This window comes from Niveispirillum sp. KHB5.9 (assembly GCF_048066115.1).
GTDB lineage: Bacteria > Pseudomonadota > Alphaproteobacteria > Azospirillales > Azospirillaceae > Niveispirillum.
The window spans coordinates 22,157-45,852 of the sequence record NZ_JBLTYX010000023.1; the positions used below are offsets into that span (position 1 = coordinate 22,157).

The 23,696-nt window shown below is 66.2% G+C and carries 23 protein-coding genes; 11 read left to right on the forward strand and 12 right to left on the reverse strand.

Annotated features, from left to right (window positions below; all coding sequences use genetic code 11):
* Positions 1–18: 18 nt before the first annotated feature.
* The 4 genes from cysK to coaBC form a co-directional block, all read right to left on the reverse strand.
* The gene (gene cysK, locus ACM9HJ_RS26180) at positions 19–975 is read right to left on the reverse strand and encodes a cysteine synthase A (RefSeq protein WP_416574737.1); all 957 of its coding nucleotides are present in this window, start codon (positions 973–975) and stop codon (positions 19–21) included.
* A gap of 206 nt (positions 976–1,181) precedes the next feature.
* On the reverse strand, positions 1,182–1,637 hold the full coding sequence (locus ACM9HJ_RS26185) for an RrF2 family transcriptional regulator (protein WP_416574738.1): 456 nt from the start codon (positions 1,635–1,637) through the stop codon (positions 1,182–1,184).
* Between the two features lie 9 nt (positions 1,638–1,646).
* Positions 1,647–2,117, reverse strand: coding sequence for a dUTP diphosphatase (dut, locus tag ACM9HJ_RS26190; protein WP_416574739.1), 471 nt, complete (start codon positions 2,115–2,117; stop codon positions 1,647–1,649).
* A gap of 2 nt (positions 2,118–2,119) precedes the next feature.
* The gene (coaBC, locus tag ACM9HJ_RS26195; RefSeq protein WP_416574740.1) at positions 2,120–3,367 is read right to left on the reverse strand and encodes a bifunctional phosphopantothenoylcysteine decarboxylase/phosphopantothenate--cysteine ligase CoaBC; all 1,248 of its coding nucleotides are present in this window, start codon (positions 3,365–3,367) and stop codon (positions 2,120–2,122) included.
* Between the two features lie 510 nt (positions 3,368–3,877).
* On the opposite strand from coaBC, the gene petA reads away from it, so the two are divergent.
* The 7 genes from petA to ACM9HJ_RS26230 all read left to right on the forward strand — a co-directional run bounded on the left by petA (position 3,878) and on the right by ACM9HJ_RS26230 (position 10,392).
* On the forward strand, positions 3,878–4,423 hold the full coding sequence (petA, locus tag ACM9HJ_RS26200; protein WP_416574741.1) for a ubiquinol-cytochrome c reductase iron-sulfur subunit: 546 nt from the start codon (positions 3,878–3,880) through the stop codon (positions 4,421–4,423).
* Positions 4,424–4,450: 27 nt separating this feature from the next.
* Positions 4,451–5,731: a cytochrome b gene (locus ACM9HJ_RS26205; protein WP_416574742.1), complete on the forward strand. Its 1,281-nt coding sequence runs from the start codon at positions 4,451–4,453 to the stop codon at positions 5,729–5,731.
* Positions 5,732–5,744: 13 nt separating this feature from the next.
* Positions 5,745–6,530 (forward strand): cytochrome c1, encoded by a 786-nt coding sequence (locus ACM9HJ_RS26210; RefSeq protein WP_416574743.1) that lies wholly within the window; start codon positions 5,745–5,747, stop codon positions 6,528–6,530.
* A gap of 266 nt (positions 6,531–6,796) precedes the next feature.
* A complete protein-coding gene (locus tag ACM9HJ_RS26215; protein WP_416574744.1) occupies positions 6,797–7,090 on the forward strand; it encodes a DUF2798 domain-containing protein in 294 nt (97 codons plus the stop codon).
* Positions 7,091–7,163: 73 nt separating this feature from the next.
* Positions 7,164–7,916: an RluA family pseudouridine synthase gene (locus ACM9HJ_RS26220; protein ID WP_416574745.1), complete on the forward strand. Its 753-nt coding sequence runs from the start codon at positions 7,164–7,166 to the stop codon at positions 7,914–7,916.
* 203 nt (positions 7,917–8,119) lie between these two features.
* On the forward strand, positions 8,120–10,198 hold the full coding sequence (locus tag ACM9HJ_RS26225) for a carbon starvation CstA family protein (RefSeq protein WP_416574746.1): 2,079 nt from the start codon (positions 8,120–8,122) through the stop codon (positions 10,196–10,198).
* A gap of 2 nt (positions 10,199–10,200) precedes the next feature.
* Positions 10,201–10,392, forward strand: a complete 192-nt coding sequence (locus ACM9HJ_RS26230; RefSeq protein WP_416574747.1) for a YbdD/YjiX family protein — start codon at positions 10,201–10,203, stop codon at positions 10,390–10,392.
* Positions 10,393–10,479: 87 nt separating this feature from the next.
* Here the strand turns inward: ACM9HJ_RS26230 and ACM9HJ_RS26235 are convergent, their stop codons facing one another.
* From ACM9HJ_RS26235 to thrS, 4 genes are all read right to left on the reverse strand, one after another.
* Positions 10,480–11,541 carry a hypothetical protein gene (locus ACM9HJ_RS26235; protein ID WP_416574748.1) on the reverse strand — a complete coding sequence of 354 codons (1,062 nt, stop codon included), beginning with the start codon at positions 11,539–11,541 and terminating at the stop codon, positions 10,480–10,482.
* Between the two features lie 102 nt (positions 11,542–11,643).
* Positions 11,644–13,308 (reverse strand): methyl-accepting chemotaxis protein, encoded by a 1,665-nt coding sequence (locus ACM9HJ_RS26240; protein ID WP_416574749.1) that lies wholly within the window; start codon positions 13,306–13,308, stop codon positions 11,644–11,646.
* A 259-nt stretch (positions 13,309–13,567) separates the two neighbouring features.
* Positions 13,568–14,107, reverse strand: a complete 540-nt coding sequence (gene infC / locus ACM9HJ_RS26245) for a translation initiation factor IF-3 (RefSeq protein ID WP_416574815.1) — start codon at positions 14,105–14,107, stop codon at positions 13,568–13,570.
* Between the two features lie 92 nt (positions 14,108–14,199).
* A complete protein-coding gene (thrS, locus tag ACM9HJ_RS26250; protein ID WP_416574750.1) occupies positions 14,200–16,191 on the reverse strand; it encodes a threonine--tRNA ligase in 1,992 nt (663 codons plus the stop codon).
* Between the two features lie 215 nt (positions 16,192–16,406).
* Here thrS and ACM9HJ_RS26255 point away from each other — a divergent pair, with 215 nt between their 5' ends.
* Positions 16,407–16,970: an invasion associated locus B family protein gene (locus tag ACM9HJ_RS26255; protein WP_416574751.1), complete on the forward strand. Its 564-nt coding sequence runs from the start codon at positions 16,407–16,409 to the stop codon at positions 16,968–16,970.
* Here the strand turns inward: ACM9HJ_RS26255 and ACM9HJ_RS26260 are convergent, their stop codons facing one another.
* Together ACM9HJ_RS26260 and ACM9HJ_RS26265 are read right to left on the reverse strand one after the other, a co-directional pair.
* The gene (locus ACM9HJ_RS26260) at positions 16,971–18,080 is read right to left on the reverse strand and encodes a M48 family metallopeptidase (RefSeq protein WP_416574752.1); all 1,110 of its coding nucleotides are present in this window, start codon (positions 18,078–18,080) and stop codon (positions 16,971–16,973) included.
* A complete protein-coding gene (locus ACM9HJ_RS26265) occupies positions 18,077–19,327 on the reverse strand; it encodes a DUF898 family protein (protein ID WP_416574753.1) in 1,251 nt (416 codons plus the stop codon). Before ACM9HJ_RS26265 ends, ACM9HJ_RS26260 begins: the two co-directional genes overlap by 4 nt.
* A gap of 260 nt (positions 19,328–19,587) precedes the next feature.
* On the opposite strand from ACM9HJ_RS26265, the gene ACM9HJ_RS26270 reads away from it, so the two are divergent.
* Positions 19,588–20,646: a Fe(3+) ABC transporter substrate-binding protein gene (locus tag ACM9HJ_RS26270; protein WP_416574754.1), complete on the forward strand. Its 1,059-nt coding sequence runs from the start codon at positions 19,588–19,590 to the stop codon at positions 20,644–20,646.
* A gap of 55 nt (positions 20,647–20,701) precedes the next feature.
* Here ACM9HJ_RS26270 and ACM9HJ_RS26275 read toward each other — a convergent pair whose 3' ends face one another.
* The gene (locus ACM9HJ_RS26275; protein WP_416574755.1) at positions 20,702–21,799 is read right to left on the reverse strand and encodes an asparaginase; all 1,098 of its coding nucleotides are present in this window, start codon (positions 21,797–21,799) and stop codon (positions 20,702–20,704) included.
* A gap of 102 nt (positions 21,800–21,901) precedes the next feature.
* Between ACM9HJ_RS26275 and ACM9HJ_RS26280 the strand changes: the two genes are divergently transcribed.
* Complete coding sequence (locus tag ACM9HJ_RS26280) at positions 21,902–22,471, forward strand: TrmH family RNA methyltransferase (protein WP_416574756.1); 570 nt, start codon at positions 21,902–21,904, stop codon at positions 22,469–22,471.
* Between the two features lie 142 nt (positions 22,472–22,613).
* A complete protein-coding gene (locus tag ACM9HJ_RS26285) occupies positions 22,614–22,955 on the forward strand; it encodes a hypothetical protein (RefSeq protein ID WP_416574757.1) in 342 nt (113 codons plus the stop codon).
* 4 nt (positions 22,956–22,959) lie between these two features.
* Here the strand turns inward: ACM9HJ_RS26285 and ACM9HJ_RS26290 are convergent, their stop codons facing one another.
* A complete protein-coding gene (locus tag ACM9HJ_RS26290) occupies positions 22,960–23,637 on the reverse strand; it encodes a RibD family protein (RefSeq protein WP_416574758.1) in 678 nt (225 codons plus the stop codon).
* Between the last annotated feature and the right edge of the window lie 59 nt (positions 23,638–23,696).

Below are 23,696 nucleotides of genomic sequence, written 5' to 3' on the forward strand. Positions count from 1 at the left end.
GCTTCCCCCGACCGATCCTTACTCCAGCCCCTCGAACAGGGCTGTGGACAGGTAGCGTTCGGCGAAGCTGGGCAGGATCACGACGATCAGCTTGCCCTTGTTCTCCGCCCGCGCACCAACCTCGAACGCCGCGGCCAGGGCGGCACCGGACGAGATGCCCACCGTCACGCCCTCGGTCTTGGCGGCGTCACGGGCCAGTTCGAAGGCGCGGACGTTGGAGATGCGCAGCACCTCGTCGATCAGGTCCTTGGCCAGGATGTCGGGCACGAAGCCGGCACCGATGCCCTGGATCTTGTGCGGACCGGGCAGGCCGCCGGACAGGACGGGGCTGTCCTCCGGCTCCACCGCCACGACCTTGAAGCCGGGCTTGCGGGCCTTCAGCACCTCGGCCACGCCGGTCAGCGTGCCGCCGGTGCCCACACCGGAAATCAGGATGTCGGCCTTGCCCGCCGTGTCGTTCCAGATCTCTTCCGCCGTGGTGGCACGGTGGACGGCCGGGTTGGCGGGGTTCTTGAACTGCTGGAGGATATAGGCGTCGGGCGTGCTGGCCAGCAGCTCCTCCGCCTTGGCGATGGCGCCCTTCATGCCCTGCGGGGCGGGCGTCAGCACCAGTTCCGCGCCCAGCAGCTTCAGCATCTTGCGACGCTCGATCGACATGCTTTCCGGCATGGTCAGGATCAGGCGATAGCCCTTGGCGGCAGCCACGAAGGCCAGCGCGATGCCGGTATTGCCCGAGGTCGGCTCGATCAGCACGGTGCGGTCGGGCGCGATCTTGCCCTCTGCCTCCGCCGCTTCGATCATGGCCTTGCCGATACGGTCCTTGACGCTGGACAGCGGGTTGAAGAATTCCAGCTTGGCCACGATGTCGGCCACGACGCCATGCTTGGCCGCCAGCCGGTTCAGGCGCACCAGCGGCGTCGCCCCCACGGTGTCCAGGATGCTGTCATAGATCTTGCCACGGAATTCGGCGGACATTTCACATCTCCATTCTGGTATTCTTTGGAAATACCGGGTCGACGTTGTGTATATAACTACGCCACTGGGCTGTCAAAGCAGTCTACCAACCTGCAAGGTTGGTTGGCGCATTGAGCGCCCGCGACCACGTGGTCGCGTAAGCCAAGCCGCCGGATGGCGGCGCCCGGCGCCTGAGGGAACACGAAAGCAGCATTTGATCGGCACGATCAAATGCTGAAATCCAGCTTCGAGGCGGCTTCGCTGGCCACGCCGGCCTGATGGGCGCGCACGCAGAGGTCTTCGATGCTGGTCTGTTCGAGCCGCGCCATCACCTCCTCCTGCAACTCGGCCCAGAGGGGGCGCACCACCTGGCGGCCCAGTTCGGCCCCCACCTCCTCCTCGATCGGGTCGGTGGCCTGTTCCAGGGCGCGGACGACGCGCACGATCTCCGCCACCGTGATGCGGCGGCGTTCCTTGGCCAGGCGATAGCCGCCCTTGGGCCCGCGCACGCCGGCCAGCACGCCGGCCCGCACCAGGGCCTGGAGCACCTGTTCCAGATAGCGCTTGGGAATGCCCTGGCGCTGGGTGATCTCGGCCGACTGCACGGGGGCGGAACCGGCATTATAGGCGATGTCCAACACCGTCTCGATGGCGAACATCAATTTCTTGGATATGCGCAGCATGCCGGTGCCTCACCCTTTCGTGCCGGTGGATTTCACGCCTGTGGAACCGAAACCGCCGGCGCCACGCTCCGTCTCGTCCAGATCGTCCACTTCGGTCCAGACGGCCCGCTCATGCCGGGCGATCACCATCTGGGCGATGCGCATACCGCGCTCCACCGTGAAGGGGACATCGGAATGGTTGATGACGATCACCCCGATCTCGCCGCGATAATCGGCATCGATGGTGCCGGGGCTGTTGACCAGGCTGATGCCATTCTTCAGCGCCAGGCCGGAACGCGGGCGGATCTGCGCCTCGAAGCCCGCCGGCAGGGCGATGGCGATACCCGTGGCGATCAGCTTGCGCTGACCCGGCTCCAGCGTCACCGGATCGGCAATGGCCGCCAGCAGGTCCATGCCGGCGGACAAGGCCGTGGCATAGGCCGGCAGGGCCAGGTCGGCACCATGCGGAAGGCGGCGGATGGAGATGCTGATATCCGACATTCTTAATTCTTTCCGTTCACGAAATGAGTGGCGATGGCGGCGGCGAGGCGGCTTGCCACCTCCGCCTTGGGCAGGTCGGTCCAGGCATCCTCCGTGCCGTCGGCGCGGATGACATGCACGGAATTGCGGTCGCCGCCGAAGGTGCCGGTGGCCGGCGACACATCATTGGCGACGATCCAGTCGCAGCCCTTGCGCGCCCGCTTGGCGCGGGCATAGGCGACGACGTCGTTGGTTTCCGCCGCGAATCCGACGACCAAGGCCGGGCGCTGCGGCCCCGGGGCCGACAGGGTGGCCAGGATGTCGGGGTTTTCGGTCAGGCGCAGGGCGGGCGGGCGGGACCCGTCTTTCTTCATCTTCTGATCCGCCGCCCCATCGACGCGCCAGTCGGCCACGGCGGCGGCGGCCACGAAGATGTCCGCCGGCAACGCTGCCCGGCAGGCATCAAGCATCTGTGCCGCCGTTTCCACCGGCACGACCTTCACGCCCGTCGGGTCGGGCAGGCGCACCGGGCCGCTGACCAGCGTCACGCGCGCACCCAATGCCGCCAGCGCCGCCGCCACGGCATGGCCCTGCTTGCCGCTGGACCGGTTGGCGATATAGCGCACGGGGTCGATGGGCTCATGCGTCGGGCCGCTGGTGACCAGGGCATGGCGCCCGGCCAGGTGCCTGGGGGCGTCCTGTGCCGCGAACCAGTTGATCAGATGGTCGACAATGGACAGCGGTTCCACCAGCCGGCCCGGCCCGTACTCACCACAGGCCATGGGCCCCTCATCCGGCCCGAAGATCCCCACGCCACGCGTGGCCAGCAGGGCCAGGTTGGCGCGGGTGGCGGGATGCTCATACATCCGGACATTCATCGCAGGCGCCACCAGCACCGGCTTGTCGGTGGCCAGCAGCACGGTGGTGGCCAGATCATCGGCCAGCCCATGCGCCATGCGCGCCAGGATATTGGCCGTGGCCGGCACCACCAGCACCACATCGGCCTGCCGCGACAGCTGGATATGGCCCATGGACGATTCGTCGGTCAGCGACCAGAGATCGCGATAGACCGTATCCTCCGACACGGCCTGCAGCGTCAGCGGCGTCACGAACTGCGCACCGCCATCGGTCAGCACCACGCGCACCGCCGCCCCCCGCTCCCGCAGGCGGCGTACGAGGTCCGGGGTCTTGTAGGCGGCGATCCCCCCCGCCACGATCAGCAGGACGCGGCGGCCGGCGAGCGAAAGCACAGGCTTGGGCGTGTTGGGCAAGGGGCGATATCCCTTCGGCGCGGACGCCGGACAAGATTGTTTACCGGTAAATGCAGACAATCATCGGCGCCAATGAACGCCGGTTGCGCTGTGAAATCAGGGATATTCCCAAACCGGCCCGGATGCAAGCGCCTCGCAATGCGCGGGCGCGGGGACCGCAATGCGCCCACGCGGGGAACGCGATGCACGGGTGCGGCGGCACGGATGACAAGGGGCGCCGGGCAGCGCGACAGATTGTCCAGAAGCGCGCGCTTCCCAACCGTTGGCGGGCCATGTATATCGAACATCCGCGACCGGGGGAGCCTCCGGCCGCTCCGTTCGTGCTGGCCTTTCCCGGCTGTCCCGCCGCATCCCCCCGGATGCGTGTGTGGATGCCAGAAATGGGGGTGGAAAGGCCGTGCGGCAAGTCCAATTCGGCCCGGTCAACGCCGGGTCCCAACAGTTGTTCCAGTAAGCGGGTGGCGGCCCGCAATCGGTGGCCGCGCCCAATTCGCCGAGGAGATGAGAGGTATGGCGGACACCATCCATGCGGGCGACGGCCAGACCCGCCGCGACTTCATCTATCTGGCTGGCGCCGCCATGGGCGGTGTGGGTGCCGCTGCCGCTTTGTGGCCCTTCATCAGCAGCCTGAATCCAGCCGCCGACACGCTGGCCCTGGCCACGATCGAGGTCGATCTGGCGCCGATCCAGCCGGGTCAGGCCATCAAGGCCATGTGGCGCGGCAAGCCGGTCTTCATCCGCAACCGCACGCAGGAGGAGATCGACAAGGCCCGCGCCGTGCCGACCGCCGAGCTGATCGACCCGCAGGCCGACCAGGCCCGCGTCAAGGAAGGCAAGGACAACTGGCTGGTGCTGGTCGGCGTCTGCACCCATCTGGGCTGCATTCCGCTGGGCACGTCCTCGGGCGAATCGCGTGGCGACTATGGTGGGTGGTTCTGCCCCTGCCACGGCTCGCACTACGACACGTCGGGCCGTATCCGCAAGGGTCCCGCCCCGCAGAACCTGCACGTGCCGGAATACGCGTTCCTGACCGACACCCGCGTCAAGATCGGCTAAAAGACAGATCCAGTCAGGGAGTGCCAGATGGCCCACGCCCCACAGTCCAATTATGAGAACCCGGTGGTGAACTGGATCGACCAGCGCCTGCCGATCTTCACGATGATGAGCAAGGAGTACGGGGTTTTCCCGACTCCGCGCAATTTCAACTATTTCTGGAATTTCGGCGCCATCGCCATGGTGGTGCTGATTACCATGATCCTGTCCGGTATCGTGCTGGCGATGCACTATACCAACAACACGTTGCTGGCCTTCGACAGCGTCGAGCGCATCATGCGCGACGTGAACTGGGGCTGGATGATCCGCTATATCCACGCCAATGGCGCGTCGATGTTCTTCATCGCCGTGTTCATCCATATCTTCCGCGGCATCTATTACGGCTCCTACAAGGCCCCGCGTGAACTGGTGTGGATCTTCGGCGTCGTCATCCTGTTGCTGATGATGGCCACGGCGTTCATGGGCTATGTGCTGCCCTGGGGCCAGATGTCCTTCTGGGGCGCCACGGTGATCACCAACCTGTTCTCGGCCATCCCGGTGGTGGGTGAGAGCGTGGTGACCCTGCTGTGGGGCGGCTTCTCGGTCGACAACCCGACCCTGAACCGCTTCTTCGCGCTGCATTTCCTGCTGCCGTTCGTGCTGCTGGGCGTGGTCGTGCTGCATGTCGCGGCCTTCCACATGACCGGTTCGAACAACCCGCTGGGCATCGAGCCCAAGGGCCCGCAGGACACGCTGCCGTTCCACCCCTACTACACGACGAAGGATTTCTTCGGCATCACGGTCTTCCTGATCGTCTTCGCCGCCTTCGTGTTCTTTGCGCCGAACTATATGGGCCATCCGGACAATTACATCCCGGCCGACCCGCTGGTGACGCCGGCGCATATCGTGCCGGAATGGTACTTCCTGCCGTTCTACGCGATCCTGCGCTCCATCACCTTCTCCATCGGCCTGCCGTTCACCGACGTCGTGCTGATCCCGGCGAAGCTGGGCGGCGTGCTCGCCATGTTCGGCTCGATCGCCATCCTGTTCGTGCTGCCCTGGCTGGACACCTCCCCGGTCCGCTCGGCCCGCTTCCGCCCGATCTTCAAGTGGTGGGTGCTGCTCTGTCTGGTCCCGGCCTTCTTCATGCTGGGCTATGCCGGCGGCAAGCCTGCCGAGCAGCCCTATGTGCTGATCGGCCAGCTGGGCACGGTGATGTATTTCGCGTTCTTCCTGCTCCTGCCGATCATCGGCCGGATCGAGAAGCCGCTGCCGCTGCCGGCCAGCATCGCCAATCCGGTCCTGGGCGGCAACGCCCCCACCACCAAGTGATGGAGAAGGCCTGATGCGTCGTCTTCGTACCCTCATCGCCGCTGGCGCCCTGAGCATTGCTGGCCTGACCAGCACGGCCCTGGCCTCCGGCGACGCCCCCCTGCCGCCGGCCCAGACCTGGGCCCATGGCGGGGTGAACAGCTTCCTGTCCTTCTTCAAGGGCTATGATTACGCTTCCGTGCAGCGCGGCTTCCAGATCTACAAGGAAGTCTGCTCCGCCTGCCATTCGCTGCATCTGGTGTCGTACCGCAACCTGCACGACATCGGCTTCAACGAAGAGGAAGTGAAGGCCATCGCGGCCTCGGTGGAAATCACCGACGGCCCCAATGACCAGGGCGAAATGTTCACCCGGCCGGGCCTGCCGTCCGACCGGTTCAAGAACCCGTTCCCCAACAAGAACGCCGCGGCTGCCGCCAATGGTGGCAAGGCCCCGCCGGACTTGTCGCTGATCGTGAAGGCCCGCGCCCATCACGAGGATTACATCTACGCCCTGCTGACGGGCTATGGCGAGGCTCCGGCCGGCCATGAACTGTCGGCTGGCAGCAACTACAACAAGTACTTCCCCGGCAACGCCATCGCCATGGCGCAGCCGCTGTACGAAAACGGTGTGACCTACACCGATGGCACCAAGGCCACGCTGGACCAGCAGGCCCATGACGTCACCTCCTTCCTGGCCTGGGCCGCCGAGCCCAAGCTGGAAGAACGCCGTCGCGTCGGCCTGATGGTCATCCTGTTCCTGGTGTTCTTCGCCGGCATCATGTACGCCGCCAAGCGTCGTCTGTGGTCGGAAGTGCACTGATCGTCTGATCATTATTGATGGATGGGGTGGTCTCCACCCTTTCCATGGCAGCGGGGCGCCCCTTACCGGGCGCCCCGTTTGGTTTTGCGCCGGCCCCGCTTGCAAGAGGGTGGGGACGGGGGCTATACAGAGATGCGCTTGCCCCAAACGCAAGACGTCGTAAGCGTTTACGTCAGCCAACGTACCAACAGGACCCCGCCCGACAGCGTGGTCCCTGCCGGTGCATGTGCGACAGCTACGGCGGGGCGGGGGAAGGAGAGCGTAAAATGACAAACGATAGCATCAGGATCGACCATTCCGGCATGGGGCGGCGTTTCGGGTTTCGCAAGCTGCCGGCCCGTTATGCCGGTATCGTGATGCCCTTCATCCTGTCGGTCTTCATGACCTGCATCGTATCCGCCATCGCCACCCTGCGCAGTGTCGGCATCGCCGATGGCGTCCATTGGCTGTGGTTCCAGAACTGGGCCTTGTCCTGGGTCGTAGCCTTCCCGACCCTGCTGGTGATACTGCCGCTGGTTCGACGGGTGGTGGGCCTGCTGGTGGCGTCCCCGCAGACATGATATCGCCGTTCCCCCATCCGGCCCCGGCCGGATGGGGGATTCCATCTCTCACCCGCTTTTCCCGGCCCATTCCATGAATGCTGACGATCTCCTTGCCCGCCTGCTCTATCGCGACGGGCTGATGCTGGTGCTGGACAAGCCGGCCGGTATCGCCGTGCATGCGGGACCGGACAGTGCCAAGGGCAAGGGCGACAATCTGGAACGGCATTTCGATGCCCTGCGCTTCGGCTTCCCGAAAGCCCCGTCGCTGGCCCACCGGCTGGATCGCGACACCTCGGGCTGCCTGATCCTGGGCCGCCATCCCAAGGCGCTGCGCCGGCTGGGCATCCTGTTCCAGGAAGGCAAGGTGGCAAAGACCTATTGGGCCATCGTCCTGGGCCATCCCACCGACAATACCGGCAAGGTCGATGCCGGCCTGACCAAGGTCAGCGATGCGCGCCGTGGCTGGCGCATGGTCATCGACAAGGAAAACGGCCAGGCCTCCGTCACGCTCTGGCGCGTGCGCGGACGCGGTGAGTTGCCGGGCATCGGCCCCGTTGCCTTCATGGAGCTGAACCCCAAGACCGGCCGCACCCACCAGATCCGGGTGCATATGCAGCATCTGGGGCACCCGCTGCTGGGCGACCCGATCTATCTGCCCGCCGGGGCCGGGGCCCGCGTGGGCGACATGCTGCACCTGCATTCGCGTGCCGTCACCGTGCCCATCCAGGCCACCAAACCGCCGGTGACCATCACCGCCCCCGTGCCGCCGCACATGCGCGCCGCCCTGGTCGCCTGCGGCTGGGAAGGCGAACCGGCACCGCTGCCCCCCGCCCCCATGGCCTAGGGGTACCTCTCCGCCCGATCGACCGGGCCGATATGCGGCGGGCCGCCGCACGACCTTGGTCGCCTTCCCATCCTCTCCCCGCCTTGGCAAGCCTGACATCGATATCAACGCCAAGGTGCTGGCCATTATCCGTTTCCAGGCGTTTCATGGAACGTGTGGAAGGATAAGACCGCGGCCACGCGGTGACGCCTGGGGAGAGATGAATGCCCAAAATTGCCCAAAACCTGATCTGGATCGTGATCGGGGTGTTCGGTGCCGCCTGCCTGGGTGGCATCGCGCTGCACCGGGGGGAGACGATCAACGCCATCTGGTTTATCGCCGCCGCCTTCGGCATCTATGCCGTCGCCTACCGGCTCTATGCCGGCTGGATCGTCACCAAGGTGCTGGTCGCCGATCCCAGCCGCGCCACGCCGGCGCTGCGCATCAATGATGGTCGGGATTATGTGCCCACCCATCGCTGGATCACCTTCGGCCACCATTTCGCGGCCATCGCCGGCGCCGGCCCCCTGGTCGGCCCGACCCTGGCGGCACAGTTCGGTTATCTGCCGGGCACCTTGTGGCTGCTGACCGGTGCGGTCATCGGCGGCTGCGTCCAGGACATGGTGGTGCTGTGGGCCTCGACCCGCCGCGATGGCCGCACGCTGGGCCAGATGGCGCGGGATGAGCTGGGGCCGGTGGCCGGCGGTGCCGCCCTGGTCGGCACACTGCTGATCATGGTGCTGATCGTCGCCGTGCTGGGCCTGGTCGTCGTGAACGCCATGAAGCACAGCCCCTGGGGCACCTTCACCGTGGCCATGACCATTCCCATCGCCATCCTGGTCGGCATCTATATGCGCAATATCCGGCCGGGCCGGGTGCTGGAAGGCTCGCTGATCGGCCTGGCTTTGCTGCTGCTGGCCACGGTCGGCGGCGGCTGGGTCGCGGCCGACCCGGTCCTGGGGCCGGCCTTCAACTTCGAAGGCCCGACGCTGGCCCTGATGGTCATCTTCTATGGCTTCTTCGCGGCGATCATGCCGGTCTGGCTGCTGCTGGCCCCGCGCGATTATATCTCCACCTTCATCAAGATCGGCGCCATCCTGCTGCTGGCCTTCGCGGTGGTGATCCTGCGGCCGGAACTGCACATGCCGGCCCTGACCCAGTTCACCGACGGCACCGGACCGGTGGTGGCGGGCGGGCTCTATCCGTTCCTGTTCATCACCATCGCCTGCGGTGCCGTGTCCGGCTTCCACGCCCTGATCAGTGCCGGCACCACGCCCAAGCTGATCATGTCGGAGAAGGACCTGAAGCTGGTCGGCTATGGCTCCATGGCCATGGAAAGCTTTGTCGGCGTCATGGCGCTGATCGCCGCCTGCGTGCTGGATCCCGGCGTCTATTTCGCCATCAACAGCTCCGCCGGTATGGTCGGCGCGACCCTGGAGACGGCGACGGCCACCATCACCGGCTGGGGCTTCCCCGTCACCGTCGAACATATGCAGGAACTGGCCACGGCGATGGGGGAGACGACGCTGCTGGCCCGCACGGGTGGCGCGCCGTCGCTGGCCGTGGGCATGGCGCAGATCTTCGCCGGCGCCTTCGGGCAGAGCATGCTGGCGCTCTGGTACCATTTCGCCATCATGTTCGAGGCCCTGTTCATCCTGACGGCCGTGGATGCCGGCACCCGCGTGGGCCGCTTCATGCTGCAGGACCTGCTGGGCAATATCTGGAAGCCGCTGGGCGATACCTCGGCCCGCTGGCCCACCATCGTCTGTTCCGCCCTGTTCGTGGCCAGCTGGGGCTATTTCCTTTATATCGGTGTCATCGATCCGTTCGGCGGCATCAACATCCTCTGGCCCTTGTTCGGCATCTCCAACCAGATGCTGGCCGCCATCGCGCTGGCCATCGCCACGGTGATCCTGGTGAAGAAGGGCAAGGCGCAGTATGCCTGGGTGACAGGCCTGCCCATGGCCTTCCTGGCCATCACCACCACCTACGCCTCCTGGCTGAAACTGTTCTCGCCCGACCCGCGCATCGGCTTCCTGGCCGGGGCCGACAGTCTGGCCGGCAAGCTGGCCTCGGGTTCGCTTTCCGGCAAGGCCCTGGAATCGGCCCCGCAGCTGATCTTCAACCAGCGGCTGGATGCCGGCCTGACGGTGTTCTTCATCATCGTGCTGTGGGTGACGATCATCGAGATGGCCCGCATCTCGCTGCGCCATATCCAGGGCAAGCCGGTGCCGCCTTTGTGGGAGGCGCCCTATGTCGATGTGGCCACCCTGCCGCAGCCCACGGGTTCGGGAGGGCACTGAGCATGATGGCGGGACCCGCCCAGTTCCTGCGCACGGCCTGGACCGTGCTGCGGGAAGTGTCCGGCGACGCGGCGTATGAGAATTACGCCGCCCGCCACCGCGAGCGCCACCCGGACCAGCCGCTGCTGGACCGGGAGGCCTTCTACCTGTCGGAACTGGACCGGCGGTGGAGCGGGGTGAACAGGTGCTGTTGACCCAAAATGAAGAGGGCGCCTTCGTGAGGAGGCGCCCTTTCCATGCGGTACCTGCGGATGCGGGCGCCCGGCGCCTGAGGGGCATGCCTATGCGTCGTTCGCTGCCGGCAATTCCCCCAGCGATATCGGTTCATGGTCCGGAAACCGGTCCAGCAGGGCATCGGTCTCCGCCGCCACAGGACCCCGGTCGGTGACGAAGCCATCGATCAGGGTCAGGGGCAGGATGTCCATGCCGGGGGCGGCGATGGTGGTGGAGCCCAGCGCCTGCCAATTGATGGCGGCAGCCGGCAGGCAGACATGCACCGGCACCCCCGCCTCCTTCGCGGCGCGGACCAGATCGGCCGTACCGGCGGGCACCAGCACGTCGCCACGTGAACTGGCCCGCAATGCCGCCACGAACAGCCGCTCCACCACGCCCCGGCGCACAAGATCCAGGGCCTCCTCCTGGTCGCAAGGACTGTGTGGAAGGCCGGCCTCGACCATTTCCCAGGCGGCCAGGGTGCCGATGGTCACCACCTGCGGCGGGGCGATATCCTCTCCCAGCACGCCGCCCGTGGCCCGGCGCAAATCCACCTGTTCCTGTGCCAGGAACAGCCCCGCCGACGCCGCCCCCCAGCCCACGCCCGACAGCCAGCCCGGTTCCGCCGCCAGCAGCACGGTCTGCGGCCTGCCATCGCCGCCACCGGCGCCGACTCGGCGCAGCAGCGCCATGGCGTGGCGGCCGATGGCCAGGTTGCCGGCCAGTTCCTCCGTGGCGATGGCATCGGCTTCCATATAGGCGCGCAGGGCCCGTTCCGAAGGCGGGGTGACATCCAGCACCTCCCGCATCCGGTCCAGCACGCCACGCAGGCGCGGGCAGCGCGGATCGGTAGCGGCCAAGGCGTGCCAGGCCGTCATCACCGGTACCATGTCGGGATCGCGCCGCGCCGCCAGCGCCAGGCCATAGCCCGCCGTCACGGAAATCAGCCCCGGGCCGCGCACAATGCCGTTTATGATGGCGCCCAGCACCTCCCCCACACTGGACAGGCGGCGCACCGTGCATTGCGCGGGCAAGGCCGTCTGGTCGATCACCTCAACGCCCCAGCCATCGTCCGCCAGCCATATCGACTGGTGTCGCATGTAGCGGCGTGAAGGGGGGGCAGCGGGCATGGGGTCCCTGTTTCCGGTTGCAGGCCCACCATGGCCCGCCCGCCTCCCGCGGGTCAAGCCGCCTTGGCCGGGCCGTTAACCGGTGTGGCATATTTATCGGCGTTAGGCGGCCGCCAGTTGCTCAACGAAACCGCTAACATTGCGGCGCAGACTGCCGGCTTGTCCGGCCACGCCGTTGGCGGTGCTGGTCACCTGGCGGGAGGTCGCGCCCGTCTCGCCCGCGATGCCGCACAGACCGTCCAGATCCTGGCGGATATCCTCTGTCCCCACCGCCGCCGCCTGGACATTGCGGGTAATCTCCGTCGTGGCCGCCGACTGTTCCTCCACCGCCGCGGCAATGGCGCCCGTCATGCTGCGGATCTGGTCGATGGCGGCGACGATACTGTCGATGGCCCCCACCGACCCGCGCGTGGCGGTCTGCACCCCTTCCACGCGGCGGCGGATATCCTCCGTGGCCGTGGCCGTCTGGGTAGCCAGGGCCTTCACCTCTTGCGCCACGATGGCGAAGCCGCGACCCGCGTCGCCGGCCCGTGCCGCCTCGATCGTGGCGTTCAGCGCCAGCAGGTTGGTCTGGGCGGCGATGCCGTCGATCAGGTCGACGATCTGGCCGATCTGCCCCACCGTGTCGGCCAGATCGGCAATGTCGCGGGCCGTGCGCTGGGCGCCGTCGGCGCCATCACCGGCCAGGGCCGCCACCTGAGTGGCCTGCCGGCTGATCTCCCGGATGCTGGCCGCCAGTTCCTCCGTCGCTGCCGCCACGGTCTGCACATTGGCGGATGTGCGGTTGGAGGCATCGGCGGCGGCACTGGTGCGGTCGGCGGCGTTGGTGGCCGCGCGCTGCAGGCCGCCGGCCTGATTCTGCAACCCGTCCGCCTCCCCCGCCAGTTCGGCGACGATCGCCTCCATCCGGCCCACGAATTCGCCGACCAGCCGGTCGCGGGCGGCACGGCGGGTGGCATCGGCCGCTTCCGCCTCCCGCTGTTCATGGGCCAGCCGTTCGGCACGTTCCATCCCGTCGCGGAACACGGCGACGGCGCGGGCCATCTCCCCGATCTCATCCGCGCGGTCGCTGTCCGCCAGCTTCACCGTGAAGTCATTGGCCGCCAGCCGGCCCATCACCCCGATCAGCCGGTTCAGAGGTGAGGTGACGCCCTTTAGTGCCACCACCAGCGACAGGGCGATGCCACCGACAGTACCCAGCAGCGCCGTCAGGGCCAGGATCCAGGTGGTCAGCCGCTCCATCGCATGCAGTTCGTCGGTCAGGCCGGCAACCGCCTTTTCCAGCTGTGTGATATAGGGATCGGTCTGTTCCGACGCCGCCCGTTCGGCGGCACGCAGCTTGTCGCGGAACAGGGCATGCGCGTCGGCCGCCTTGCCGGCCAGCGCCAGGGTCCGCGTCTCACGCAGGGCCGCGACCACGGGTTCCTGGCCGGTGGCGATGATGGCGGGATTGCTGCCCGGTACGGGCGGTGCCATGCCGCGCAGGGCCGCGACAGCCGTTTCCATGCCTTCCAGACGCTTGTCGAATCGCCCGGCGATGGCAGCCCGCCCCTCCGCCGGCTCGAAAATCAGGTTCAGCGCATCGCGCTGCAGCGCCCGGCTGGTGGAGCGCAGTTCCGCCGCCGCCAAGGCAGCCTGATTGGCCTGGTTCAGTGCCTCCGTGGCACCGGTGACGCGGGCCTTGGACCACAGCGCCGTGGCCGTAACGGCCAGGGCCACGATAGACAGGATGGCCACCGGGGCCAGAATCTTCACGGACAGGCGCATGGCTCCGCTCCCTTGACTTCAGGGGCGATGCCGGCTGGAACCGGGTTACGCCCGGAAAACAAGTATTGGCTTCACATCAGCATACAGTCGTGCCGAAGTGATGAAAGCGGCCATCACGGTGCAAACGGATGGGTTCCAAAGATTTCCCCGCGTTTTCCGGATCGGCATCCGGGCGGGCAGCCGGCCAGCCCGAAAAGGCAAAAGGCCGCGCCCCAATGGGACGCGGCCTTTCACCTCATGATCAGAAACCGGCAGCCGATCAGCGCGGCGCCAACACCATGATCATCTGCTTGCCTTCCAGCTTCGGCATCTGTTCGACCTTGCCCAGGTCTTCCAGCGCCTCGCGCACCTTGACGAGGACGGCCATGCCGATGTCCTGGTGGGCCATTTCACGACCGCGGAACCGCATGGTGACCTTGACCTTGTCGCCTTCTTCCAGGAAGCGGCGCATGGCCTTCATCTTGATGTCGTAATCATGCTCGTCGATGTTCGGACGGAGCTTGATCTCCTTGACCTCGATGATCTTCTGCTTCTTGCGGGCCTCGTTGGCCTTCTTCTGCGCCTCGTACTTGTACTTGCCATAGTCGAGGATCTTGCAGACCGGCGGATCGGCATTGGGGCTGACCTCGACCAGGTCGAGGCCGGCATCTTCCGCGGCGATCAAGGCATCGCGCAGGCTGACCACGCCCACCATCTCACCTTCCGCATCGACGAGGCGGACGGAGCGGACATTGATTTCACGATTGATGCGGGGACCGTCGCGTTGAGGTTCGCGGTCTTGGGAGGTAGGCCTGGCTATGGAAACTTCTCCTGTCTTCCTGGGATCACCGCCCGGCGGCAGCTTGGGCGCGCGGGCGGGCGGTGGTCCGTTATCACATGTTTCTGGTGGTCTTAGAACGCTGAATCGGTGGAGTCCACGTCCGCAGGGGGACGCGCCTCTTCCGACAGATTAGCAATGGCAGCGTCAAGGGCAAGGATTTCCTGCGCATTGGAGCCAAGACGACGGATGGCCACCGTCCCCTGCTCCGCCTCGCGGGCGCCAACGACCAGCATGACCGGCACCTTCTGGAGCGAATGTTCGCGGACCTTCAGGTTGATCTTCTCGTTGCGGACATCCAGCTCGACCCGCAAACCGGCCTTCCGCAGCGCTGCCGCCACCTTCTCGGCATAGGGGTCTGCTTCCGACACGATGGTGGCCACGGTCACCTGGGTCGGGGCCAGCCAGAGCGGGAACTTACCGGCATAATGTTCGATCATCATGCCGATGAAACGTTCCAGGCTGCCCAGGATGGCCCGGTGCAGCATGACGGGCCGGTGCTTGGCGCCGTCCTGGCCGATATAGGAGGCATCCAGACGTTCCGGCAGCTGGAAGTCCAGCTGCAAGGTGCCGCACTGCCAGGAACGGCCGATGGCGTCGGTCAGGTGGAACTCCACCTTGGGGCCGTAGAAGGCGCCCTCACCCGGCAGTTCCTCGAACGCCAGGTCATTGGCGCGCAGGGCGACCCGCAGGCTTTCCTCGGCCTTGTCCCAGGTGCTGTCCTCACCCAGACGCACATCGGGACGAAGCGCCAGCTTCACGGCGATCTTGTCGAAACCCAGATCCTTGTAAACGCCCAGCTGCAGGGCGAAATAGTCCTTCGCCTCGTCACCGACCTGATCCTCGGTGCAGAAGATATGGGCATCGTCCTGGGTGAAGTTGCGCACGCGCAGGATGCCATGCAGCGCGCCCGAGGGTTCGTTGCGGTGGCAATTGCCGAATTCGGCCATGCGCAGCGGCAGGTCGCGATAGCTCTTCAGGCCCTGGCGGAAAATCTGCACATGGGCCGGGCAGTTCATCGGCTTCACGCCCAGGAACTTCTCCACCCCATCTTCGGTCACCGACTCGCGGATCTTGAACATGTTGTCGCCATACATGTCCCAGTGGCCCGACGCCTTGAACAGGCTGCTGTCATAGAGCTGCGGCGTGCGCACCTCGACATAGCCGGCCGTGACCAGCTTGGCGCGGATATAATTCTCCAGCGACCGGTACAAAGCCCAGCCCTTGGGGTGCCAGAAGACGGACCCGACCGCCTCTTCCTGCACATGGAACAGGTCCATCTCGCGGCCCAACTTGCGATGGTCGCGCTTCTCGGCCTCTTCGATCTGGTGCAGGTAATCGGCCAGTTCCTTCTCGGTCCGCCAGGCCGTGCCGTAGATGCGCTGGAGCATGGCGTTGCGATGGTCGCCGCGCCAATAGGCACCGGCCACCTTCATCAGCTTGAAGGCATGACCGACCCGCCCCGTGCTGGGCAGGTGCGGACCACGGCACAGATCGTACCATTCGCCCTGGCGATAGATGGTGATGACCTGATCGGCGGCCAGATCGCCGATGATCTCCGCCTTGTACTTCTCCCCGATCGACAGGAAATGGGCGATGGCGTCGTCACGCGTCCATACCTCGCGCGTGAACGGCGCGTTGGCGTTGACGATGTCGTGCATCTTCGCCTCGATCTTCACCAGATCGTCGGGCGTGAACGGCGTCTCGCGGGCGAAGTCGTAATAGAAGCCGTTGGCGATGGCAGGGCCGATCGTCACCTGCGTATCGGGATACAGCGCCTGCACCGCCTCCGCCATGACATGGGCGGCGTCGTGGCGGATCAGTTCCAGGGCTTCCACCTCGTTCTTGTCCGTGATGATGGCCAGGTTGCAATCCGCCTCGATGGGCAGGGCCAGGTCACGGACGGCGCCGTCGATCTTCACGGCCATGGCGGCCTTGGCGAGCGACTTGGCGATGGAGGCGGCCACGTCGGCCCCGGTCGTGCCCTGCGCATAGGTCCGCACACTGCCGTCGGGCAGCGTAATGGCAACCTGGGCGCTGGAAACGGGCACTTCAGCCGAAGACATGGCTTTCCCCTGGAAATGGAGTTGGACAAGGTTTGGAACCGCGACTTTTGACCGGGCACAGCCGCCGGGTCAAGCGCGGGAGATGGGCGAATTTCACATGGAAGGGAAGGGGTTTCGGTGGGGGAAGGGCGATTTCGCCCTTCGTTTGCCCGCCCGTTTCCGGTAAAGGGGAAAAGGTCACCATGCGAGCCACCCCATAAAGCACAACAGGGCCCATGCGCGCACAGCCACGGCGGATGTTCAGGCACTTAACCGCGACCCTGCCCCTGCTGCTGGCCGCCTTGCTGCCGGCTGGCGGACCGGCGCGGGGCGCGGAACCCAGGCTGATCGGCGTTTTCCGCGACTGGAACGCGTTTGCGCTGGAGGAGGCGTCAGGACCGGTCTGCTGGATGGTGTCGCGGCCCAAGAAGATGGAAGGCGACTTCACCAAGCGCGGCGACGTCTTCCTGCTGATCACCCATCGGCCCAACGAACGCAGCTTCGACGTGGTGAATTTCATCGCCGGCTATCCGTTCGCCGACCATGCCGAGGTGACGGTGCAGATCGGCAAGCAGAGCTTCAAGCTGTTCAGCAAGGATGAGCAGGCCTGGGCGCGGGACGCCGATACCGACCACGCCATCGCCCAATCCCTGCGCCAGGGATCGACCCTGGTGGTGCGCGGCACCAGCCTGCGTGGCAGCCGCACCACCGACACGTTCAGCCTGTCCGGCAGCGGCGGCGCCTATCAGGCCATCGGCCAGGCCTGCGCGGAACGGGCGGCGGCACCGGTGGAGCCGTAATCAGGGTTTGGCCGCCGCTTTCTCCTCCTGCTGGCAGATGCCCTTCAGGGCCTGCCATTCCTGCGCACTCAGCAACTCGCCCTCCGTCCGGCCGCCGGCCTGTTCCAGCGTGTCGATACGCTCCGACAGTCTTGGATGGCTGCCGATCCATTCGGCCAGCGTGCCATCGGCCTCCGGATGCTCTTCCCGGATCGTCGCGAAAAGCCGGGCCAGACCCAGCGTGGAGACGCGGGCATCCGACAAGGCCTGGATCGCGAAGCTGTCGGCCTGGCGTTCCTGATCCTGGCTGAAATCCGATTCGACCATCTGGCTGACACCGACGGCCAGGGTACCGCCGCCGACATCGCCCACCACCATGGAGATCACGGCCGAGGTCAGGCCATAGCGGATGACCCGTTCCATGGAATGGCCATGGTGCAGATGGCCCATCTCATGCCCGATGACGCCCAGCACCGCATCCGGTCCGTCGGCCTTGTCGATCAGGCTGTTGGTCACGGTGACATGCCCGCCCGGCAGGGCGAAGGCGTTGGGCAATTCGCTGTCGATGATACGCAGTTTCGCCGTGCCCGCTTCCGGCAGGCGGGCCGCCAGCTTGACCAGCGCCGCCCGCCCCGCCGGTGCGGCGCAGTAGGGATTGCCCCCCTTGCGGGTCAGCAGGGCCGTGGCGATGGTCTGCACCTGGTCGCCGATGCGTGCCTGCCAGGAGGAAGGGACGAGAGGCGCCAGTATCCCGGCCATGGCCGGGATCACGAACTGTACCAGCACAATCACCGACGCCAGCGCCCCGCCGATCCAGATGAACAGCGGCAGTTCCCGCCGTTTCCCATGCCCCCGATGATCCGGCTGCGCCATGCCGGCGGCATGGGCGCGGTTCAGCAGCATATCCGCATCTTCCAGCGCCAGCACGGCATGCGCGTCGGCGGCCAGGCCCACGCGCATGCGTCCATCGGCGAAGGGGCCGGGAACCGGCGCCACCAATTTCCATTCCCAGCGATCCAGTTCCCGCCCGTCGGCGCGGCCGACCACCAGCCATTGCCCGTCGAATGACAGGCGCACGGGCAGGCTGCGGCCCGTGCGCCGATCCTCGTAAACGGCGTCGATGCCCGTCATGCGCCGATGCCGATATCGCCGATGGCATCGGCCAGCCCCTCACCCCGGGTCGGGGCCGGCTGGCCGCGGTTCAGCAATCCGTCCAGGACGCCGATATTGTGCAGCCGCAGGTGACGGCCGATGAGGCGAAGCACCTCAACCTGCGTCCAGGCAATGGAGAGGATGGAGATACCGGCCAGGATGACGAATATCGAGAGCAGCGGTGCCAGCAGCATCCACAGGCTCTGCGGCCCTCCAAGCCATTGCAGCAGCGCGAAACTGCCAAAACCCAGCCCCAGGGCGACAACATAGATCAGCACACCCACAACCGGGATGTAGATCAGCTCGCGGAAACCCACCGTCAGCTCGAACCGCATGTCACCAAGGCGCGTCGCCCCGAGAAATGAGAGAATGCGGCGCACGGTGTAGAGGAAGTACAGCGCGCTGGCCAGCATCAGAAGCCCGGCCGGCAACAGCCACGCCATCACGGGTATATCTTGCGGCGGACCCGGCGGCGGTTCGCCCGCCGCCTGGGCGGCCTGCACCTGCGCCGACCAGTCGAGGAAGGGCATCATCACGATGATCAGGCTGATATAGCCGACGATGAGCAGAAACCAGGTGGGCACCCACAGCAGCCACAGGGGACGATGTTCGGCCTGCGCGCTGAACTTCTCCGTCCCGAACCAGACGATGCCGGTACGGTAGTTGTAAAGCCGCGCATCGGCCCAGGGCAGGACAAGGCCCGCCGTCAGGGCAAGCCGCGCGTAGACCACAAGATGCTGGGCGATGTAGGCACCCAGCACCCGGTCCTGACTGCCATGGATGCCGCGCCAGCGGGTCCGCGTCAGCAGGTACCGGCGCGCGAAGTAGAGGGCGACGATACCCAGCATGCCCACGCTGAGGGCGATGGCGATCTGTACCAGGACGTTCAAGAAGATTTCCGTCGGGGGCACCAAGCTGTTGATCAGCGCGACGATGCCGGTAAAGGGCAGCAGCGCGACCAGAGCCACCAGGAAACCAATGAACAGCTCCTTGCCGGTGCCCGTATAGGCAAACGCCTCCCCCTGCAGGGACACGCCCGTCCACAGGCGCTGGCGCACCTTGGTGCGGGCCCAGAACCGGTAGAAACCCAGGGTCACGATGTTCAGCAGCGTGTTCAACAGCAACAGCCCGATCAGTGGGCCGCGCGGAACCGATACCTCGATCCCCCCATCGCGGGGTGGCATGCCATCGGTAGCGGGTTCATGGATCAGTGGCTCGCTGGTCAATTGGTCCCCCCGGTTGAAATTGCCCGCCGATTATGCGGTTCCGGTCCGGCGCGGTAAAGGGTCGCGGGTCAGGCTTGTGGCAAATTTACCCATGACATTCAAATACATACAGGCGTGTGGGAGAGGCGATTCCATCGCCACAGGATATCCGATTTGCGAATAGCTCTCAATGGCACCTTGACAGGAGCCGGGGCCGGTCCGACATATCGGGCAACCTTCCGGCCGCGCCTCAATCGGCCCACGCTTAGCAGGAGCATAGAATGAAGATGTTCGCCCGCCGCACCCTTCTTCGCAACCTCGCCCGCCGCGCCACCGGCATCGGCCTGGGCGTGGCGATGCTGTCGCTGCCGGCCCTGGCGGCGGGTGCGGCCGAGGTGAACATCTATTCCTCGCGCCATTACGATGCCGACAAGCTGCTGTTCGCCGCCTTCGAGAAGGAGACGGGCATCCAGGTCAATGTCATCGAGGGCAAGGATGACGAGTTGATCGAGCGCCTGAAGGCCGAAGGCCGCAACAGCCCGGCCGACGTGCTGCTGGCCGTCGATGCCGGCCGCCTGTGGCGCGCGCAGGATGCGGGCGTGCTGCAGCCGGTGAAGAGTGCGGCCCTGGAAAAGGCCGTGCCCGCCGCCTATCGCGAGGCGGAAGGCTATTGGTTCGGCCTGTCGGCCCGTGCCCGCGTCATCATCTACAACAAGGAGACGGTGAAGGTATCGGACCTGTCCACCTATGAGGATCTGGCCGATCCCAAGTGGAAGGGCCGCCTGCTGGTCCGCAGTTCCACCAATGTCTACAACCAGTCGCTGACCGGATCGATCCTGGCGGCACACGGGCATGACAAGACGGAAGCCTGGGCCAAGGGCCTGGCCGCCAATTTCGCCCGCAAGCCGCAGGGCGGCGATATCGACCAGATCAAGGCGGTGGCCGCCGGCGAAGGCGACGTCGCCATCTCCAACACCTATTATTTCGCCCGCATGCTGAATTCCAGCAACGCGGCGGAGAAGGCGGCGGCCCAGAAGGTAGGCGTGTTCTTCCCCAACCAGGGCGACCGTGGCGCGCATGTGAACATCTCCGGCGCCGGCGTCGCCAAGTTCGCGCCCAACCGCGACAATGCCGTGAAGTTCCTGGAATTCCTGGCCAAGCCGGAAGCCCAGAAGATCTTCGCCGAAGCCAATTATGAGTTCCCGGTGGTGGCCGGCATCCCCTCCCATCCGGTGGTGGCCGCCTGGGGCGACTTCAAGCGCGACAGCCTGAATGCCAGCATCTATGGCAAGAATAACGCCGAGGCGCTGAAGATCATGGACCGCGCCGGCTGGCAGTGAGTTTTTTCGGTCGAAGAAAGGGCCCGCCGGTCAGCACCGGCGGGCCTTTTTCATTTCAGAAGCCCGCTTCAATCCCGCCGACCTTAAGCCCCGCCCGGTTGCGGATGGCGGGCTGCACCAACCCTTCCAACGCCGCCCATTCCGGGTCGGTCAGCAGGCCCAGGCGGCGCAGGACGGCCGCCATGGCGGGACCGGCGGCCCGTTTGGCGCCGTCATCGATCTTCACGGCGATGGCGATGCCCTCATCCGGGATGATACCGACGCTGACGCCCTCCGCCCCTGCCTTGGACAGGATGCGGCTGTTCAGCGCCTGCATGAACAGGGTGTCGAAGCCTTCGGTGCCGCTGACCAGTTCTGGATGCGCACCCCAGGCGGCCAGCAGGCGCTGGGCCGCGTCGGCACGGGCCGAGGGCAGATCCTGCGGATCGGCCATCCGCGCCATGCCGAAGGCCAGCGCCTCCAAAGGCAGGCCGATGGTGGGGATGGAACAGCCGTCGGTGCCCCAGGGGGCCGAGGTCAAATCGTGGGCCGTCACCTGTTCCATGACGCCCAGGATGCGCTGCTGCACCCGGTGCTGGTAGTTCACGTACCCCCGGATCGCCTCCCCCCGGTGCAGGGCGGTGGTCAGCATGCCGGTATGTTTGCCGGAACAGTTATTATGCAGGGTCGTCGGCGCCTCGCCCCTTCGCAGCATCGCCTCCCAAGTGGGCACCGAATAGGGCGCGTGGCTGCCGCATTCCAGATGCGCCGGGCTCAGGCCGATGCGCGACAGCCAGGCGGCCACGCGTTCGGTATGCATGGGTTCGCCATCATGGCTGGAACAGGCCAGCGCCAGTTCCGCCGTCTCCAGGCCGAAGGCATCGGCCGCCCCGGTTTCGACCAGCGGCAAAGCCTGCAACGCCTTGTTGGCCGAACGCGGATAGGTGATGGCCTTCACGTCGCCAAAGGCGGCCAGCACATGGCCATCGGCCCCCACCACCACGGCCCGGCCGCGATGGGTGCTTTCCACCAGCCCGCCGCGCGTCACCCGGATCAGGATGGGATTGGCGCTGTCATCGGGCAGGTCGACCATGACCCCGCCGGCGGGGCCGGCATCATGCTGGTGGTGGCCGCAGCCGGGGCCATGGATGTGGAGCGGATTGGGATCGGGCATGATCGGGGCGCACATGTGGAATGGGGGGACGAAACTTGCCCCGGCCGGCCTTTCCATGCAAGGAATCGCCGCAATCCCCCTCACCGCTTCATCGGTTTCATCATGCGCGGCTATTTCGCCCTGGGTGCTGAAGGCATCAGCAAGTCCGGCAATCTCGGCACCATCATGCGCACCGGCCATGCCTTCGGCGCCAGCTTCGTCTTCTCCGTCAATGCCGTCGTCGACATGGACGAACTGCGCGTCACCGACACGTCGGGCGGGGTGGATCATGTACCCTATTATGGCTGGCGTTCCATCGATGACATGGCCCTGCCCGCCGGCTGCCAACTGGTCGGGTGCGAGTTGACCGACGATGCCGCGGAACTGCCAAGCTTCCGCCACCCGCTGCGCGCGGCCTATGTGTTCGGGCCGGAGCGGGGCAACCTGTCGGCCACCATGCTGGCCCGGTGCGACCATGTCGTGAAGATCCCCACCAAGTTCTGCGTCAATGTCTCGGTGGCCGCGGCCATCGTCACCTATGACCGCATGATCTCGCTGGGCCGCTTCGCCGAACGGCCGGTGCGCGTGGGTGGTCCCCGCGATGCCATACCCGACCATGTGCATGGCAAGGTGCGGGTCCGTAACAAGGAAAGCCTGCGCATGCGGCCGCTCCTGGGCGGCTGGGAGTCCTGAAGTCCGAATAACTTCAATGTATTGATGCCCGTAACGATGATGCCGATACCCGTTAAGGAGTAAGGCATCTTCTGGACGGCTGGGAACAAGGGCGCGCCGACACCATTTATGTTATAAGGGTTTATCGATCATGAGGCCCACCATGTTTGCTTGTACGCGTGTCCCCATGCTGTCCCTGGTGCTGCTGGCCCTGGCTTGGCCGGCCGCGGCCCAGCAGCAGCAGACCAAGCCTGAGACCATGGACGAGGTGATCGTCACCGCCCCGCGCAATGGCGAGCCCGATTTCCAGGAAGCCCAGGAATTCCACCAGAAGGAATATCAGCGCCTGCACGCCATGTTCGGCAAGGAGCCGCCGGCCCCGCCGCGCGGCGACAATGTCTTCGGCATGGCCTCCATGGCCGGCCCCAACGACCGCTCCACGGCCGGCGTGCGCGAACAGATACAGGGCGCCACGCCCCTGCGCGAAACCTTCGCCGGCAACTGACCCGTCAGCCGACCTTCGGCTCCGGGTTTTCCATGTCGATGACGGCGATATTGCCCAGGGTGCGCGTCGACAGGATGCGCAGCCGGTTGTCGGCCCCGTGCGGATAGAAGGCGGGGCCGGCCAGCCGCGGCGCCCCCGCCCGGCCCAGCAGGAAGGGGGCGACGGCCACCCGCAGCCGATGGAAGGCTCCGGCGGCCAGGAACTGCGTCAGCACCTGGCACCCGCCCTCTACCATCAACCGGCGCACACCCAGGCCGTCCAGCCGGGACAGGATGCCGGCCACCCCATCCGCCCCACCCAGGCCGATCACGGTGGCCACATCACCCAACCGCGTGCGCGCCGTGGGCAGCGCCTCCTCGTCGCACAGGACCACCGCCGGACCGCCCTGGCTGAAGAAGGCCGATGCCGGGTCCAGATCGCCGGAGAAGGTCACCACCACCTTGATCGGATGATCAGGCAGGCCGCGCGCCCGCCGGGCCGCCAGCAATTCCGGATAGCGTACGGTCAGGCGCGGCTGGTCGCGGCGCACGGTGGCGGCCCCCACCAGGATGGCGTCGCAATCGGCCCGCACCCGATGCATGTCGTGGCAATCCTCCTCGCTGGACAGGACCAGCCGGCGACCGCAATCATTGTCGATATGCCCGTCCAGGGACATGCAAACGGACAGGTGCACCCATTCCATGCGTCGTTTCCCTTGGCCTGCGGACAATCCCGGTCCAAGAAGGTGGGGCGGGGCGGCCG

Bases quoted from the DNA above. Each gene is read 5' to 3' on its own strand.
- ACM9HJ_RS26280 (WP_416574756.1), top strand. From the start codon at position 21,902: ATGCGCGGCTATTTCGCCCTGGGTGCTGAAGGCATCAGCAAGTCCGGC.
- ACM9HJ_RS26275 (WP_416574755.1), bottom strand. From the start codon at position 21,799: ATGCCCGATCCCAATCCGCTCCACATCCATGGCCCCGGCTGCGGCCAC.
- ACM9HJ_RS26235 (WP_416574748.1), bottom strand. From the start codon at position 11,541: ATGCCCGCTGCCCCCCCTTCACGCCGCTACATGCGACACCAGTCGATA.
- ACM9HJ_RS26185 (WP_416574738.1), bottom strand. From the start codon at position 1,637: ATGCTGCGCATATCCAAGAAATTGATGTTCGCCATCGAGACGGTGTTG.
- ACM9HJ_RS26290 (WP_416574758.1), bottom strand. From the start codon at position 23,637: ATGGAATGGGTGCACCTGTCCGTTTGCATGTCCCTGGACGGGCATATC.
- ACM9HJ_RS26220 (WP_416574745.1), top strand. From the start codon at position 7,164: ATGAATGCTGACGATCTCCTTGCCCGCCTGCTCTATCGCGACGGGCTG.
- ACM9HJ_RS26270 (WP_416574754.1), top strand. From the start codon at position 19,588: ATGAAGATGTTCGCCCGCCGCACCCTTCTTCGCAACCTCGCCCGCCGC.
- ACM9HJ_RS26230 (WP_416574747.1), top strand. From the start codon at position 10,201: ATGATGGCGGGACCCGCCCAGTTCCTGCGCACGGCCTGGACCGTGCTG.
- ACM9HJ_RS26240 (WP_416574749.1), bottom strand. From the start codon at position 13,308: ATGCGCCTGTCCGTGAAGATTCTGGCCCCGGTGGCCATCCTGTCTATC.
- thrS (WP_416574750.1), bottom strand. From the start codon at position 16,191: ATGTCTTCGGCTGAAGTGCCCGTTTCCAGCGCCCAGGTTGCCATTACG.
- ACM9HJ_RS26260 (WP_416574752.1), bottom strand. From the start codon at position 18,080: ATGACGGGCATCGACGCCGTTTACGAGGATCGGCGCACGGGCCGCAGC.
- ACM9HJ_RS26210 (WP_416574743.1), top strand. From the start codon at position 5,745: ATGCGTCGTCTTCGTACCCTCATCGCCGCTGGCGCCCTGAGCATTGCT.
- ACM9HJ_RS26285 (WP_416574757.1), top strand. From the start codon at position 22,614: ATGTTTGCTTGTACGCGTGTCCCCATGCTGTCCCTGGTGCTGCTGGCC.
- ACM9HJ_RS26255 (WP_416574751.1), top strand. From the start codon at position 16,407: ATGCGCGCACAGCCACGGCGGATGTTCAGGCACTTAACCGCGACCCTG.
- ACM9HJ_RS26205 (WP_416574742.1), top strand. From the start codon at position 4,451: ATGGCCCACGCCCCACAGTCCAATTATGAGAACCCGGTGGTGAACTGG.
- petA (WP_416574741.1), top strand. From the start codon at position 3,878: ATGGCGGACACCATCCATGCGGGCGACGGCCAGACCCGCCGCGACTTC.
- cysK (WP_416574737.1), bottom strand. From the start codon at position 975: ATGTCCGCCGAATTCCGTGGCAAGATCTATGACAGCATCCTGGACACC.
- ACM9HJ_RS26225 (WP_416574746.1), top strand. From the start codon at position 8,120: ATGCCCAAAATTGCCCAAAACCTGATCTGGATCGTGATCGGGGTGTTC.
- dut (WP_416574739.1), bottom strand. From the start codon at position 2,117: ATGTCGGATATCAGCATCTCCATCCGCCGCCTTCCGCATGGTGCCGAC.
- ACM9HJ_RS26215 (WP_416574744.1), top strand. From the start codon at position 6,797: ATGACAAACGATAGCATCAGGATCGACCATTCCGGCATGGGGCGGCGT.